This window comes from Mesorhizobium sp. KR9-304 (assembly GCF_040049215.1).
Taxonomy (GTDB): domain Bacteria; phylum Pseudomonadota; class Alphaproteobacteria; order Rhizobiales; family Rhizobiaceae; genus Mesorhizobium_K.
On the sequence record NZ_JBDZDN010000001.1, the window covers coordinates 2,346,678 to 2,360,728 of the forward strand.

At 64.9% G+C, this 14,051-nt stretch carries 13 protein-coding genes; 6 read left to right on the forward strand and 7 right to left on the reverse strand.

All coding sequences use genetic code 11. The features are described from left to right. Positions 1-11: 11 nt before the first annotated feature. From ABLE71_RS11205 to ftsE, 3 genes are all read right to left on the reverse strand, one after another. Positions 12-734, reverse strand: coding sequence for a YdcF family protein (locus tag ABLE71_RS11205; RefSeq protein WP_348783418.1), 723 nt, complete (start codon positions 732-734; stop codon positions 12-14). Between the two features lie 142 nt (positions 735-876). Then, on the reverse strand, positions 877-1,866 hold the full coding sequence (locus tag ABLE71_RS11210) for an ABC transporter permease (protein ID WP_348783419.1): 990 nt from the start codon (positions 1,864-1,866) through the stop codon (positions 877-879). After that, positions 1,859-2,518 carry a cell division ATP-binding protein FtsE gene (gene ftsE / locus ABLE71_RS11215; RefSeq protein WP_348783420.1) on the reverse strand — a complete coding sequence of 220 codons (660 nt, stop codon included), beginning with the start codon at positions 2,516-2,518 and terminating at the stop codon, positions 1,859-1,861. The genes ABLE71_RS11210 and ftsE overlap by 8 nt, the downstream gene beginning before the upstream one ends. Positions 2,519-2,708: 190 nt before the next feature. Between ftsE and ABLE71_RS11220 the strand changes: the two genes are divergently transcribed. The 3 genes from ABLE71_RS11220 to ABLE71_RS11230 all read left to right on the forward strand — a co-directional run bounded on the left by ABLE71_RS11220 (position 2,709) and on the right by ABLE71_RS11230 (position 4,677). Next, positions 2,709-3,380, forward strand: a complete 672-nt coding sequence (locus ABLE71_RS11220; RefSeq protein ID WP_348783421.1) for a hypothetical protein — start codon at positions 2,709-2,711, stop codon at positions 3,378-3,380. An 11-nt stretch (positions 3,381-3,391) separates the two neighbouring features. Continuing rightward, a complete protein-coding gene (gene hpt / locus ABLE71_RS11225; protein ID WP_348783422.1) occupies positions 3,392-3,934 on the forward strand; it encodes a hypoxanthine phosphoribosyltransferase in 543 nt (180 codons plus the stop codon). 107 nt (positions 3,935-4,041) lie between these two features. Then, a complete protein-coding gene (locus ABLE71_RS11230) occupies positions 4,042-4,677 on the forward strand; it encodes a glutathione S-transferase family protein (RefSeq protein ID WP_348783423.1) in 636 nt (211 codons plus the stop codon). A 13-nt stretch (positions 4,678-4,690) separates the two neighbouring features. On the opposite strand, the gene ABLE71_RS11235 is transcribed toward ABLE71_RS11230, so the two are convergent. From ABLE71_RS11235 to argH, 4 genes are all read right to left on the reverse strand, one after another. Next, complete coding sequence (locus ABLE71_RS11235; RefSeq protein WP_348783424.1) at positions 4,691-7,354, reverse strand: TIGR02302 family protein; 2,664 nt, start codon at positions 7,352-7,354, stop codon at positions 4,691-4,693. 123 nt (positions 7,355-7,477) lie between these two features. Then, the gene (lysA, locus tag ABLE71_RS11240) at positions 7,478-8,743 is read right to left on the reverse strand and encodes a diaminopimelate decarboxylase (protein WP_348783425.1); all 1,266 of its coding nucleotides are present in this window, start codon (positions 8,741-8,743) and stop codon (positions 7,478-7,480) included. 19 nt (positions 8,744-8,762) lie between these two features. Next, positions 8,763-8,969 carry a lipoprotein gene (locus ABLE71_RS11245; RefSeq protein ID WP_348783426.1) on the reverse strand — a complete coding sequence of 69 codons (207 nt, stop codon included), beginning with the start codon at positions 8,967-8,969 and terminating at the stop codon, positions 8,763-8,765. Positions 8,970-9,126: 157 nt separating this feature from the next. Then, on the reverse strand, positions 9,127-10,527 hold the full coding sequence (argH, locus tag ABLE71_RS11250; RefSeq protein WP_348783427.1) for an argininosuccinate lyase: 1,401 nt from the start codon (positions 10,525-10,527) through the stop codon (positions 9,127-9,129). Between the two features lie 62 nt (positions 10,528-10,589). On the opposite strand from argH, the gene ABLE71_RS11255 reads away from it, so the two are divergent. The 3 genes from ABLE71_RS11255 (at position 10,590) to ABLE71_RS11265 (ending at position 13,726) form a co-directional block, all read left to right on the forward strand. Then, the gene (locus ABLE71_RS11255) at positions 10,590-11,273 is read left to right on the forward strand and encodes a TlpA disulfide reductase family protein (protein WP_348783428.1); all 684 of its coding nucleotides are present in this window, start codon (positions 10,590-10,592) and stop codon (positions 11,271-11,273) included. 144 nt (positions 11,274-11,417) lie between these two features. Then, positions 11,418-12,488, forward strand: coding sequence for a Mur ligase family protein (locus ABLE71_RS11260; RefSeq protein ID WP_348783429.1), 1,071 nt, complete (start codon positions 11,418-11,420; stop codon positions 12,486-12,488). Between the two features lie 41 nt (positions 12,489-12,529). Next, positions 12,530-13,726: a Mur ligase family protein gene (locus ABLE71_RS11265; protein ID WP_348783430.1), complete on the forward strand. Its 1,197-nt coding sequence runs from the start codon at positions 12,530-12,532 to the stop codon at positions 13,724-13,726. The last annotated feature ends 325 nt before the right edge of the window (positions 13,727-14,051 follow it).

Here is a 14,051-nt window from a genome sequence, read left to right on the forward strand (position 1 = left end):
CGAAGGAACGTTCAATCCTGTCGGATGGCTGAAGCGTTCATCACCGCGGCGCGGTCGGCGGTCGTCGGCAGCGCGCCTCGCGCCAGCGCCAGCAGATACTTGTTGTATTCGGTGAACAGCACCCGCAGCGCGTCCGGCCTGACCATCCAGCCGCCATTGTCGAGCTTGCTGTTGACGACAGGGTAGGGGGCAAGTTCCTCCCTGTCGAGGAGCCTTCCCATCTCCAGAAGGCTGCGCGGCATATGATAGTTGTTGGTGACGAGGATCACGCGGCCGTAGTCATGCGTCCGCACCCATTTGGCGCTTTCCTCGGCATTGCCGATCGTGTCGAGCGCGGCGCGGTCGATGTCGATGCAGCAGGAAAACAGCGCCTTGTCGCCGCCGGTCGCCGCCTGCAGGGTCGTACGGCTGGTCGAGTGGTGCACGCCGCTGATCAGCAGACGCTCGCCCTTGCCGGATTTGAGCAGGCCGACCGCCGCGTCGATCCGCGCCTGGCCGCCGGTCAAGACGATGATGGCGTCGGCTGCGGGCGGGTCTTTCGGCGTTGCCATCTGGCCGACATGGGTGGCGAAGAGTGCGAAGCCGCCGAGGAAGAGGATCGCGCAGCCAAGAACCGCCGTGACGACCGCACGCAGAAAAACTGGCAGCCGGCGTTTGCGCACGACAGCGTCAAAGCCGCGCCCAAGTCCCCCATCGGGCGCGTCGTCTAGATGATGTCCCTTCATCGCTGGCATGTGTAGCGCCGAATTGCGGCGATGTGTAGGAGCATCGCCGGGTTTCCTTGGAGCCACGGAACGAAAATAACCCGGTTTTCGGGTTAGTCCGAGGCTCGCCTTGGTCCGCAGTGGATCTGATCCGCCTGGCTAATCCGTCTGGCTAATCCGTCTGGCGGGTTTCGATGTCGGTCAAATAGGCTACGACCGTCATATGCGACGTCGCCGCGGTCAGCACGCCGACCAGAAGGACGATCAGCGCGACGCCGGCATAGCCGCTGGCGCCGATCGCGAAATTGCCGAACAAGGCAGTCGCCTGGTCGGCTTCCGGCGTCGCCAGGTTTCGCGCCGACCAGAAGGACACGACGACGAACACGACGATCGCCGCAATGCCGCCGGCGGCCGCGCCCTTCATGCCGGTGGAAAGGAAATGCCGCCGGAACTCCTTGGCGATGAAGCGCGCCTCGGCGCCGACGAAATGCAGCACCTCGATGATGTGGCCGTTGCCGGCCATAGCGCCGCGTGTGGCGAACACCACCGACAGCACGGTCGCCGTCAGCATCAGCGCCAGTGCGGCGATGCCGATCGTCACGGTCGTGCGCGCCATGGTCACCAGCCGGTCGACCCAGGTGCGGTGATCGTCGAGCGTGGCCTGCGGCACTTCCGCCGCGATCGCCGCGCGCAGCCGGCCGAAATTCGGCGGATAGGCCTCGTTGATGGTGACGATAACCAGGCGCGGCACCGGCAGCTCGTCTATGTTCAGCCCGGCGCCGAGCCAGGGCTCCAGCAGCCGCGCGGTGGCCTCGCGGTCGACGATGCGCGCGCCGGTGATCCCCGGAAAGCCGCTCGCCACTTCGGCCGCCTTCTCCAGTGCCGCCTCCATGTCGAGCCCTTCGGCCGGCTTGATCTGGATCGTCGCCTCGCGCGAGATCTGGCTCTCCCAGACGGCCGCCGTGTCGCGCACCAGCGTCACCGCGCCGAGCGTCAGGCAGGACAGGAAGGTCATGATGGCGATGACCGAGATCAGCGCGCGTCCGGCGACATTCTGCGCCGGAACGATGGGCGCCATGCGCCGCTGTGTACGCGGTAGGGCGGCTTCGCCGTCGGCGATGCCGTCTTCGGTGAAGCTCGCTCCGGGCACGATCTCAGTCATAGATGTCGAGCCTTCCGCCGGACAGGATCATGCGCCTGGCATCGACCTGCTCCATCAGGCCGAGGTCGTGAGTGGCGATCACCACCGCGGTGCCGAGCCGGTTGAGCTCGATGAAGAGCCTGAGCAGCCGGCGCGCTAGCGGCGGGTCGACATTGCCCGTCGGCTCGTCCGCGAGCAGGATCTCGGGTTGCTCGATGAGCGCCCGTGCGATCGCCGCGCGCTGCTTCTCGCCACCCGACAGCACCGGCGGCAGCACATGCATGCGTTCACCGAGCCCCACCCATTTCAGCAGCTCGGTTACGTCGTTCTTGTAGCTCGCCTCGTCGCGCCCGCGCACGCGCAGCGGCAGCGCGACGTTCTCGTAGGTGGTCATGTGGTCGAGCAGGCGAAAGTCCTGGAACACGACGCCGATGCGCCTTCGGATATAGGGCAGCTCACGCCGGCTGATGCGCGAACGGTCCTTGCCGAACACGGAGATCAGGCCGCGCGTCGGCTTCAGCGACAGGAACAGCAACCTGAGCAGCGAAGTCTTGCCGGCGCCCGATGGTCCGCTCAGGAACTGGAACGATCGCGCGGGGATTTCGAACGACAGGTCGCGCAGGATTTCCGCGCCCATCCCGTACCGCAGCCCGACATTTTCAAAGCGGATCAAATGCTGGAGACCTCGAATGCGGCTTCGCCAATTTCGGCACGGGCGAAACCGTTGGAGTTGCCGCCGACCATCGGTCCCGCATGGTTAATCGCCGGTTAATTTTGGCCTCTGGTCGTGAAACGTTAACCATTTCGGTCTACCTGCGGATGACGGGGCGAATGACACGGGTTCGAAAGGATGGTCGGCTCACATGGCTGACGGGTCGAGGCCACGCGCCGTTTCGGGCGAAATCATGACGGACCCGCCGGCCGACGCGCCTGACCGTCCGGCCCGTGAGGGCGCCGGCGCCGGCGATGTCATCGAGGCCGAATACATAAGCCTTCCCCCGGAGCGCCCGCCCTCCGAGCCGCAGCGCGCCGAATCGGACGCTCACGAAGCTCCCGTTTCCATCGGATCGGCTGCGCCGCCGCTCGGCGGCATGGAGATGCTGCGCCGAAAAGCCGCCGCCGCTCCACCGCAAAAGGTCGCGCGCGGCGGCCCGCTATTCTGGACACTGGGCATCGGGCTTGCCGCCGCTGCCTTTTGGGTTTCCGGCGGTCATGTGCTCGTTCGCAACGCTTCCATCATCGGCATCGAGACTCCCCGAAGCGCGCTGCGGATTTCCGGCGTGACGTCGCGTGTCGATGCGTCGGGTGCGCGGCCGGTGCTTTTCATCGACGGCGAGGCAGCCAATGACGGCACTGCAACCGAACACCTGCCGCCGCTCGATATCGCGGTCGCCGGCAATGACGGCCTCGTCACCTACTACAGGTTGGGGACAGCGGGCCGCCCGATGGCGCCTGGCGAAACATTCGCCTTTTCCAGCCGCCTCGATGTGCCTAAGAACGGAGTGAAGACCGTTTCGGTCACCTTCGCGGAATAGGAACGCGGAAAATGCCAGTCGTCAGGGGCAAGGAGATCGAGGTCCTGTTCTCGGCGTCGGCCATCGCCCGGCGCAATCTGGAGCTCGCCAAGGAGATCGCAGGCAAGGACTACACCGACCTCTTGGTCATCTCGATCCTCAAGGGCTCCTTCATCTTCGCTGCCGACCTCATCCGCGCCATGCATGATGTCGGCTTGTCGCCCGAGGTCGAGTTCATCTTCATCTCCAGCTACGGCGCCGGTACGACCAGCGGCGAGGTGAGGGTGCTGCGCGACATCGACAATGAGGTCGCCGGCCGCGACGTGCTGCTCATCGACGACATCCTGGAATCGGGAAAGACGCTGAAGTTCACGCGCGAGCTGATGCTGTCGCGGGGCGCAAAAAGCTGTTCGATCGCCGTGCTTCTCGACAAGCGCATGCGCCGCCAGACGACGCTCAATGCCGACTATGTCGGCTTCGACTGCCCGGACTATTTCGTCGTGGGCTACGGCATGGACGTGGCGCACGCCTTCCGCGAACTGCCTTTCGTCGGCATCGTCAAGGGCGATGCCTGAGCAGGCATCGGGACCAAAAGTAGAAAGCCGGTTTTTGGACTAATCCGATGCTCAGTCAAAAGTTCAGATCGTCCTTTTGTGCGTCCGAACGGACGCACGGCGATCTGATGACGCTCGAACTGCACGGCTATCGCTACAGCGTCTATCTGCGCATCGTCGCCATGACGCTCACCGAGAAGAACCTCGCCTGGACGCATGTCGAGGTTGATCCCTTCGCGGAAACGATCCCGCAGGCCTATCTCGCGCTCAATCCTTTCGGACGCGTGCCGACGCTCGTTCATGACGGTTTCGTGCTCTACGAAACGACGGCGATCACCCGCTATGTCGACGAGGCCTTCGCCGGCCTCGCGCTGCAGCCCGCCGATCCGCAGGACCGCGCGCGCATGAACCAGATGATCGCCGTCGCCGACTCCTACGGCTACTGGCCTATGGTCCGGCAGGTCTTCTCGCATCGCGTTTTCAGGCCCGCTCAAGGAACCGCAAGCGACGAGGCTGTGATCGCCGAAGGGCTGCGGAAGTCGAAGATGGTGTTTGCGGCGTTGGACGGACTGGCGTCGGGAGGCCAATTTCTCGCCGGTCCGTCGCTCTCGCTGGCCGACCTTCATTTCGGCGCGATGGTCGCGTATTTCACCGCGGCGGCAGAGGGCCGCGCGGAGCTATCGTGTCACCCCAAGCTGTCGGATTGGTGGGCGGCATTCTCGGGACGAGCGTCGCTCCTGCGAACGGAGCCGGGCCTGCCGTAGTCTTGCCGGAAGCCTATTTCATCTCCAGCAGCCGTTCCAGGTAGCTGCGCTCGAGTTCCGGGCTCAGCGCGTTGCCGAGCCGCTTGCGGATCGCTTCGAGAATCTGGCGGGCGCGCTGAACGTCGATCTCGTCGGGAACCGTCACCGAATCGCCGAAATCCGGACCGGTGGTGGCGCGCGGGCGGCCGAGCGGGTCGCGGTCGGCGTTCTGCTGGCGGCCGCCTTCCTGGCCGCCGCCATCCTCGCCCTGCATGGCCTGCATCATCTGGTTCATCATGTCCTGCGCGCCCTTTCGCAGGGCTTCCAGGGCGCGGCCCTGCTCGCCGACGGCGCGGTCGCCTTCGCCCTTGCCGAGCGAGCCTTCCGCCTCGCCCATCGCCTCGCCGGCTTCGCCAAACCCTTCGCCGGGCTGCATGCCCATGCCTTCGAGGCTCTTCGTCAGCGCTTCGAGGTCGCCCTGCAGCTGGCCCTGCCCCTCCTGCAGTTGCTTCATCGCCTCTGCAAATTCCTCGGGCGTCATCGGCTGGCCCTGGCCCGGTTGTTGGCCCTCCTGCTCGCCCGGTTGCTGGCCTTGCCCGTTCTCGCCCCGCTGCTCGCTGCGGTCCTGGCCGCGCTGCTGCTGGTCGCGCCGCATCTGGTCCATGCGGAACGTCTCGTTCATCATCTCCTGCTGGCGGCGCATGATTTCGCCGAGCTTGTCCATCTGCTGGCGCATCTCGGAGTTCTGCTGGCCGTTCTGGCCCTGCTGCTGGCGGCCCGCCTGCAGATTGTTCATCATCTGCTGCAACTGCGCCAGAAGGTCCTTGGCCTGGTCGCGGTTGCCCGATTTCGCCAGGTTCTCGATCTGGTCGAGCATCCTCTGCAGGTCGTTCTGGCGCAGCTCCTGCCCGTCTTGCGGCATCTGCTGGGCCATGTTCGGGTTCTGCATCGCGCGCTCGGCGAATTCGCGCAGGAACTCGTCCATGGCCTGGCGCAGCTCGGCCATCAACCGGTCGATTTCCTCGTCGGACGCGTTGTTGTCCAGCGCCTGCTGCAGCGCCTCCTGCGCCTGGCGCAGGCGCTTCTCGGCGGCCGAGAGGTCGCCGTCCTCGATCGAAAGCGCCATCTCCCACATGTAGTCGGCGACCGCGCGCAGTTCCTCGTCGGTGCGGGCCATGACCAGCTTGGTGCGCCCGGTCATGATGCCGAGATAGTGGGAGGGGTTGTCGAACGTGTCCTCTGGCCGCAGCGTGATCGCGTCGATCAGGTCGAGCGCGTCCCGCTTCCGGTTGGCGTCGAGCGAAAAGATCTTGCGGTGCTCCACCACCGCCCTGGCGAGCGGATTGGTGAAGATGCGCTCGGGCATGGCGAACGTCTTCGTTTCCGACGTCGCTTCCTGGCCGGCGGCGTCGGTCGCCTTCAGGGTCAGCTTGATTCGCGATCCCGCCCAGACATGTTCGGTCAGGTCTCGCGAGGTCTTGGCGGCAGGCCCCTTGGCGTCGCGTCGGGGCAGGGAGAGCTTCATCTCCGGCTTGCCATAAAGCGGATGCGCGTCGGCGGCCGGCGCGTCCTCCAGCGCGAAGTCGGCGATCGCCTCCGTCGCGCCATAGTCGTCCTCGACCTCGTAGGCGAGTTCCAGCGCGCCGTTCACCGCGCGCTTGGGATCTTCAGAGAAACGGATCGCCGGCGGGTGGTCGGCCGTCACGGCGAAGACCCATGTCGAAAGCTGGCGGTCGCCGGACTTCAGCGACAGCGTGCCGTCTGTCGTCAGCTTGCCGGCAAACTGCCGCGCACCCGTGGCTAAGGTGGCTGCTGGTGCGGGCACGGCGGCTGCCACTTCCGAACTTGTGGTGACGCCTTGCGGCTCGATGTCGCGCGTGTTGCCGGCAGCGTCCGTGAAGACCAGCGTCTCCTCGCCCGATCCGCCGGTCACGCGCAGCGACAGCTCGCTGTTTTCGGGCACGGTGAAGGAGGACGGCGGCGGCGGGGCCGCGGTCTCATTCGCCGCCTGGCCGCTTATCTCAGTGTTGTTGCTCGAGGTCAGGAAGACCGGCGCCTTGCCGGTATAGGCAGGCGGCGTCACCCAGGCGTCGATGCGCGGCGGGATCGTCTCCATCCAGCCATGCGCCCGGAACCCATCGCCGATCCGGCCGCCCAGCGGCCCGAACGAAAACGCGAACGCCGTCACCAGGAGCAGCATCGCCGTCGCGCGCAGTCCCCAGGGATCGCGCTCGGGAACGCGCGTGCGCGGCAGGTCGCCGCCGACACCTTCCAGGCTCGCGGCCATGCGGCGCTGATGTTCGCGCCACAGCGCCTCCGCAAAGGCGCCGCCCTGGGCGCCATTCTTCCCGGACGGCCGGTCGGTCTGTACCAGCACCGGTGTATGTGCGAGCTTGTTGGCGCGCTCGATGCGGCGGTCGATCTCGCCCGCCGTCGGGCGGCGGTAGAAGCGCAGCGGATAGAGGGCGGCAAGCGCGGCGATGCCGAGCGCGATCATTGCGGCGAGCCGGACCATGTCGGGCAGGGTGCGGAAGACACCGAGCCACGACAGGCTGAGGAACAGGCTGACGATCACCAGAAGGGGGAGGACGAGCGGCCAGCCGCGTTCGACGATGACAGTTGCGCGGACCGCCAGGCGCGCCCGCGCAAGTCTTGTCGTCAGACCTAGGTCAGTTCCTGCCGCATTGGTTTCCGTCATCGGCCCTTCCAGCCGCCGCGCGCATGCGCGGCTTCAGGAATCGAAGAATAGCAGCAAGTGCGGCAAAGGCGAGGCGGTTCGCCAAAACGTGATCGGGCTGTCACCAGACGATGTCGGAGCAGATCAGAGCCAGTCCGGCACCGAATCCAGTGCAATCAGCTCTTCATAGGTTCCGCGCGGACGCACCACGTGGAAGCGGTCGCCGTCAACCAGCACCTCCGGCACCAGAAGTCGGGAATTATAGGTGCCGGCCTGCACCGCGCCATAGGCGCCGGCCGTGCCCACCGCGATCAGGTCGCCGGACTTCAGCTTCGGCAGGTCGCGGTCCAGGCCGAGGAAATCGCCGGTCTCGCAGACCGGGCCGACGACATCGGCCGTCATGCGCGGCGCGTCCGCCGCGGGCTCGACGACAGGGCGGATGTCGTGGAAGGCGTCGTACAGCGTCGGCCGGATCAGGTCGTTCATCGCCGCGTCGACGATGAGGAAGTTCTTGGCGTCGCCTTCCTTTGCGTAGATCACCTGCGCCACCAATATCCCGGCATTGCCGACGATCAGCCGGCCCGGCTCGAACATCACCTTGAGGCCAAGCGGTGCGATCCGCTTCCTCACGATTTCCGCATAGGCGTCGGGCAGCGGCGGCGGGTCATTGTCGGTACGGTAGGGGACGCCGAGCCCGCCGCCGAGGTCGACATGCTCGATCCTATGGCCGTCGGCCTTCAGTGTCCCGACCAGTTCGGCCAGCAGCGCGAAGGCGTCGTCGAAGGGCTGCAGATCGGTGATCTGGCTGCCGATATGCATGTCGATGCCGGCGACCTCGATGCCCGGCAGCTCGGCGGCGCGCGCGTAGACCGCCCGCGCGCGCTGCCATTGTATGCCGAACTTGTTCTCGGCCAGCCCGGTCGAAATCTTCCTGTGCGTCCTGGCGTCGACATCGGGATTGATGCGCAGCGACACGCGCGCCTCCCGCCCGAGCGCGACGGCGCGCGCCGACAGCAGCTCCAGTTCGGGCTCCGACTCGACGTTGAAGCAGAGGATGCCGGCATCGAGCGCAAAGTCCATTTCCCGTGCCGTCTTGCCGACGCCGGAAAACAGGATCTTTTCCGCCGGAAAGCCCGCCGCGAGCGCCCGGCGCATCTCGCCTTCCGACACCACGTCGGCGCCGGCGCCGAGCTTGGCGAGCAGCTTGAGCACCGCCTGGTTGGAATTCGCCTTCAGCGCATAGCAGACCAGGCTGTCCATGCCGGCGAATGCCTTGGCGAACACGCGGTAGTGCCTGGTCAGCGTCGCCGTCGAATAGCAGTAGAAGGGCGTCCCGACGACCGCCGCGATCTCCGGAATGGCAACGTCCTCGGCGTGCAGCACGCCGCCCTGATAATGGAAATGGTTCATCTTGCAGGTTTGGGAACGGTCAGAGAAGCGGATCGAGCAGGAACGGCTTGTCCTTGTCCGGTTTCGCCGGCTCGGGCGGCAGCGGCTCGCCTGCCTTCTCGGCTTCCTTGCGCGCGTCGACCTGTGCCTGGTAGGGGGAATCGAGGCTCGACTTGCGTCCGCAGCCGCTCACCACCAGAGCAGCCAGCAACAGTGCGATCGCCGCGAAAATCCTGCCGCCGTTCATCGAGCCCATCCGTCCGCGTGAGCAATTCCAGGAAAAGTGGAAACCGGTTTTCCGTCCGGAATTGCGATGATCATAGAACCAAAAAAATCAGTCCGCCGCTTGTAGCGAAAATTTTCCGGCTTTGCACCCGGCAAATCAAGCCGGCCCCGAGGTCGCCTCAGGCTTTCGCCAGCCGCTTCTTCCAGGCCCGGATCTGCTTCTTGACTTCAGACGGCGCCGTGCCGCCAAAACTTACGCGGCTCTTCACGGAGTTCTGCACCGACAGCACAGAAAACACGTCCGCCGTGATGCCCGGATGGATCGCCTGCAGATCGGCAAGCGCCAACCTCTCCAGCCCGACCTTCCTGCGCTCGGCAAGCGCCACCGCGCGGCCGGTCACGTGATGCGCCTCGCGAAACGGCAGGCCGAGCGTGCGCACCAGCCAGTCGGCGAGGTCGGTCGCGGTGGAATAGCCGGCGCCCGCCGCCTGGCTCATCGCGGCGGCGTCAACCGTCATGTCGCCGACCATGCCGGTCATCGCCGCCAGCATCAGGTCGAGCGTCTCGGCCGCGTCGAACACCGCTTCCTTGTCCTCCTGCATATCCTTGGAATAGGTCAGCGGCAGGCCCTTCATGACGGTCAGAAGCGCGATCAGATGGCCGTTGACGCGGCCGGTCTTGGCCCGCACCAGCTCCGCCGCGTCGGGGTTCTTCTTCTGCGGCATGATCGAGGAGCCGGTCGAGAAGCTGTCCGACAGCTTCACGAAGCCGAATTGCGGTGTCGACCAGATCACGATCTCCTCGGCCAGCCGCGACAGATGCGTGGCGCAGATCGCTGCAACCGCCAGGAACTCCAGCGCGAAATCGCGATCAGACACCGAATCCAGCGAGTTGCGCGTAGGCTCGCGGAAGCCGAGCGCCTTCGCCGTCATCGCCCGGTCGATCGGGAAACCGGTGCCGGCGAGGGCCGCCGCGCCGAGCGGGCTCTCGTCCATCCGCTCGACCGCGTCCCTGACCCGCGACAGGTCGCGCGAGAACATCTCGACATAGGCCATGCAATGATGGCCGAAGGTCACCGGCTGCGCCGCCTGCATGTGGGTGAAGCCCGGCATCACGGTTGCGGCGTGTTCTTCCGCCCGTTCCAGGAAGGCCGCGATCAGCCCCTTCAGCGCCTCGGCGACGCGCAGGCATTCGTTCTTCACCCAGAGCCGGAAGTCGACCGCCACCTGGTCGTTTCGCGAGCGCGCCGTATGCAGCCGCCCGGCCGCCGGGCCGATTAGTTCGGCAAGCCGCGCCTCGACATTCATGTGGATGTCCTCGAGCTTCTCGGAGAAGACGAATTTCCCGCCCTCGATCTCGGCGAGGATGTCCTTCAGCCCTTTGGCAATCTTCTTCTGGTCGGCTTTGCTGATGATGCCCTGCTCCGCCAGCATCTCACAATGCGCGATCGAGCCGCGAATGTCCTGCGCATAGAGTTTTTTGTCGAAGGAGATCGAGGCGTTGATCGCCTGCATGATCGCGGCCGGACCCGAGGCAAAACGTCCGCCCCACATCTGGTTGCCCGGCGTGTTCTCCCTCATGTTACTTCTCTTGTCGTCGCTCATCGTGGTAACCGGGCGCCTGAGTTGAAGGTCTTGCTTGCATGGCAGTAGAGAAAAAATCGATGTTCCCGGCGCTGCGCTTGATCCTTCTGGCGGCGGTGGCGGGCGCGCTTGCCGGCGCGGTCGCGGTATATGTCACCAGCCGCCCCGCTGGCAACCAGCAGGCGCCTGCCGCGTCGGTTAGCGAGACCGATGTCGCTGCCTGCGCGGCCAAGGCCGACACGGCGAAAAGCGTTGCCGCTTCCGCCACAGGCGAGGTCGCCGCCATGCTATCAGCCGATCCGCCGCAATCGCTGAAGTCGCTCGCCTTCAACGACCCCGAGGGCAGGCCGATGACGCTCGCCGACCGCGCCGGCAAGACCGTGCTCCTCAATCTCTGGGCGACCTGGTGTTTTCCCTGCCGCGAGGAGATGCCGGCGCTCAACGCGCTGCAGAAGGAGCTGGGCGGCGACCGATTCGAGGTGATCGCCGTCAACGTCGACGCCGGCGACGACGCCAAGCCGAAGAAATTCCTCTCCGAGACCCGCATCGACACGCTCGGCTACTACCGCGACAACACGCTCGCCCTCTTCAACGAGTTGAAGAAGCGCGGCCTGGCGCTCGGCCTTCCGGTGACGCTGCTGATCGACGCGGAAGGCTGCCTGCTAGCCCATATGAACGGCCCGGCGGATTGGTCGGGCGAGGACGCGAAACGCCTGATCGCGGCGGCCGGCGGCGGTGCCTGAACCGATTGCGGTGAAACGCGGATGCGCTAGGTTCAGAGCATGTCACGGCTTTCCAAGCGCCTTCCAGCCCCCCTCAGGGACTCATTGCGAGCCCGGCGCGAAGACGCTCGTTTCGCCCTAGCCAGACTTTGGCGTTCGGCATGCGTGCGCACCATCTTCATCGGTGTCACAGGCAGCCACGGCAAGACGACGACCGAGTTGCTTCTCGCGAGCATATTGCAGAAAAGCGGCCCGACCTACTCTCGTCCCTGGTTCAATACCCCGGTGAACGTCGCCAAGAGCGTGTTGAAGGCGCGGCCGTGGCGTCATCGCTATATGGTTCAGGAAGTCAGCGGCCACTATCCCGGCGCGATCGCCAGGAGTGTCGCTGTCCTGCGACCCCATGTCGGCATCGTGACGGCCGTCGGCGGCGATCACCGCAAGTCGTTCGGTGGATCGCTCGACGCAATTGCCGCGGAGAAGGCGGGTTTGGTAAAACACCTCCCGCGCAAGGGCCTTGCAGTACTCAACGCAGACGACCCGTATGTCGCGAAAATGGCGTCCATCAGTCCCTGCCGGGTGGTTCGGTTCGGCGCGGCGGCGGAGGCAGAACTCCGGCTGATAGAGGCTAGCTCCGTCTGGCCCAAGCGGCTTTCAATGAGGGTCCAGTACCGGGGAGAGCAGTTCGACGTCAGCACGAAATTCGTTGGCGAGCACTGGTCGGTTGCCGCGCTGCCGGCGCTGTTGGCGGCGCTGGAGCTTGGTATTCCGCGAGCCGTCTGTCTGGAGGCCATCGCGCGCGCGGCTCCCGACTATGGTCGGATGTCCGTGCATCCGACGAGGAACGGAGGATGGTATGTTTTGGACGCCAAATCGTCGTTCTTCGGCATTCAGGAGTGCCTCGGATTTCTGCGAAACGCCGATGTTACGCGCCGTACCGTACTATTCGGTACCATTGCCGATCATCCCGGAGCCAGCCGACCGCACTATGAGAAGGCAGCGCGGATGGCGCTGTCGGTGGCCGATCGGGTGATTTTCGTAGGCCGGAATGCCGAGCGTGTGCGCAGGCTTGCCGAGAGAGAATTCGCGGGACGGCTGTTTCACTATGAACATTCTGTCGACGCTCTCCGACATCTGGAGAGCGATCCGGTCCATGGCGAGATAATCTACGTCAAGGCTTCAAAGGCGGACAGGCTCATGCAGGCGCTGGTACCTCTGCGGTCACGGCATCGATAGTATAGCTAGTCACCGGCGGCCCGCTTGGCAGAAGGAACTGGATGTCTCACCTTTCGAACTATCTGAAGTTGCAAGGGATCAGACCGCCGCGGACCTGGGTTCGCACACGCGAATTCAGAGCGAAGATCTGGCGCCGCCTGTTTCCAGGGACGACCTTCGTTGCCGCGACCGGCAGCTTCGGCAAGACCACGGCCACTCAGTTGCTGGCGCGCATGCTGCGAACCCAGGGCAGAACCTATTTTCGCACCGATTTCAACGAACCTCACAATATCTGGGACAATTTGCTGCGCGCTAAACCATGGCGCATTCGGTACTTCGTGCAGGAAGTCAGCGGCCACAAACCCGGCTCGGTCTCCCGTTGCGTCGCGGCCCTGCGCCCTTCGATTGGCATCGTGACCGCGATCAGCGGGGATCATCGCAAGGCGTTCGGCGGTTCCGAAGCCACTGCCCTTGAGAAGTCTGCGCTGGTCCGTTCGCTGCCGGGCAGCGGATTGGCGGTTCTCAACGCGGACGATCCGTTGGTCGCCGCCATGGCGGCCGGCAGCCCCTGCCGGGTCGTCCGGTTCGGGAGCAATGCGGATGCGGACCTCCGACTCATCGGCGCACGATCCCGATGGCCGGAAAGACTCACTGTGGAAGTCGAATACAAGGGCGAGCGGTTCGAGGTGAAGACCCAGCTTGTCGGGGAGCACTGGGCCGTCTCGGTTATGGCTGCCCTGCTCACGGCGTTGGAAATGGGCGTGTCCAGATCGGATTGTCTCTCGGCTCTTGAAGATGCGCGGCCGGCTTACAACAGGATGTCGGTTCACCGGACACCGCAGGGCGGCTGGTGTGTTCTGGATGCCTACAAATCCTCCTACTACGGCATCGAAGTGTGCCTGCAATTTCTTGCGCAATCATCCGCGCCCAGGAAAACAGTCCTCTTCGGGACGGTTTCGGATTATACAGGGTCAAGCAAGTCGCATTACTACAACGTTGCCCGGATGGCGCTGGCGGTTGCCGATCGTGTCATCTTCACCGGCCGCAACGCCGAGCGCGTGCGCCGGCTGGCCACCGGTGAATTCGCCGGGCGACTGTTTACCGCCGAACGGCCGGCCGACGCATTGCGCATGATCGAGGAGAATGCCGTTCCCGATGAACTCATCTACGTAAAGGCGACAAGAGTTGACAAGCTGGCGCAGTTGCTGGCGCCCCGGCGCGAAAGCATCTCCGAGACGTCTATTCTACGTTCCTCGTGATATATTTGCCGCAGTTCGCGAATTCCCCAGTTTTCCGGTGTATCTCGGGCTTGACAGTATTCCCTGCCGTAACGCTTATTTTCCCGATTGCGTTAGGAGGCGAGCGAATGAAATTTCCATATGAAAAGCCCCTGTTGGTCCGCCGCGAAGTCCTGTCTCGGATAGTGGCTGCGGTGGGAAGCCCAGGCGACGGTCAGGGACAAGGACAGGGCCAGGGACAAGGACAGGGCCAGGGACAGGGACAGGGACAGGGACAGGGCAACGGGCCTGCTCCCGTCTAGGTTTCAGCGCCCGCTTTTGTCATCTGGACATCACCGTGAAAAGC

What these genes read in the sequence shown, in the direction of transcription:
- ABLE71_RS11230 (WP_348783423.1), top strand. Translation starts at nt 4,042, where the DNA reads ATGACGCTCGAACTGCACGGCTATCGCTACAGCGTCTATCTGCGCATC.
- ABLE71_RS11210 (WP_348783419.1), bottom strand. Translation starts at nt 1,866, where the DNA reads ATGACTGAGATCGTGCCCGGAGCGAGCTTCACCGAAGACGGCATCGCC.
- ABLE71_RS11245 (WP_348783426.1), bottom strand. Translation starts at nt 8,969, where the DNA reads ATGAACGGCGGCAGGATTTTCGCGGCGATCGCACTGTTGCTGGCTGCT.
- ABLE71_RS11255 (WP_348783428.1), top strand. Translation starts at nt 10,590, where the DNA reads ATGGCAGTAGAGAAAAAATCGATGTTCCCGGCGCTGCGCTTGATCCTT.
- ABLE71_RS11205 (WP_348783418.1), bottom strand. Translation starts at nt 734, where the DNA reads ATGCCAGCGATGAAGGGACATCATCTAGACGACGCGCCCGATGGGGGA.
- hpt (WP_348783422.1), top strand. Translation starts at nt 3,392, where the DNA reads ATGCCAGTCGTCAGGGGCAAGGAGATCGAGGTCCTGTTCTCGGCGTCG.
- ABLE71_RS11235 (WP_348783424.1), bottom strand. Translation starts at nt 7,354, where the DNA reads ATGACGGAAACCAATGCGGCAGGAACTGACCTAGGTCTGACGACAAGA.
- argH (WP_348783427.1), bottom strand. Translation starts at nt 10,527, where the DNA reads ATGAGGGAGAACACGCCGGGCAACCAGATGTGGGGCGGACGTTTTGCC.
- ABLE71_RS11220 (WP_348783421.1), top strand. Translation starts at nt 2,709, where the DNA reads ATGGCTGACGGGTCGAGGCCACGCGCCGTTTCGGGCGAAATCATGACG.
- ABLE71_RS11265 (WP_348783430.1), top strand. Translation starts at nt 12,530, where the DNA reads ATGTCTCACCTTTCGAACTATCTGAAGTTGCAAGGGATCAGACCGCCG.
- lysA (WP_348783425.1), bottom strand. Translation starts at nt 8,743, where the DNA reads ATGAACCATTTCCATTATCAGGGCGGCGTGCTGCACGCCGAGGACGTT.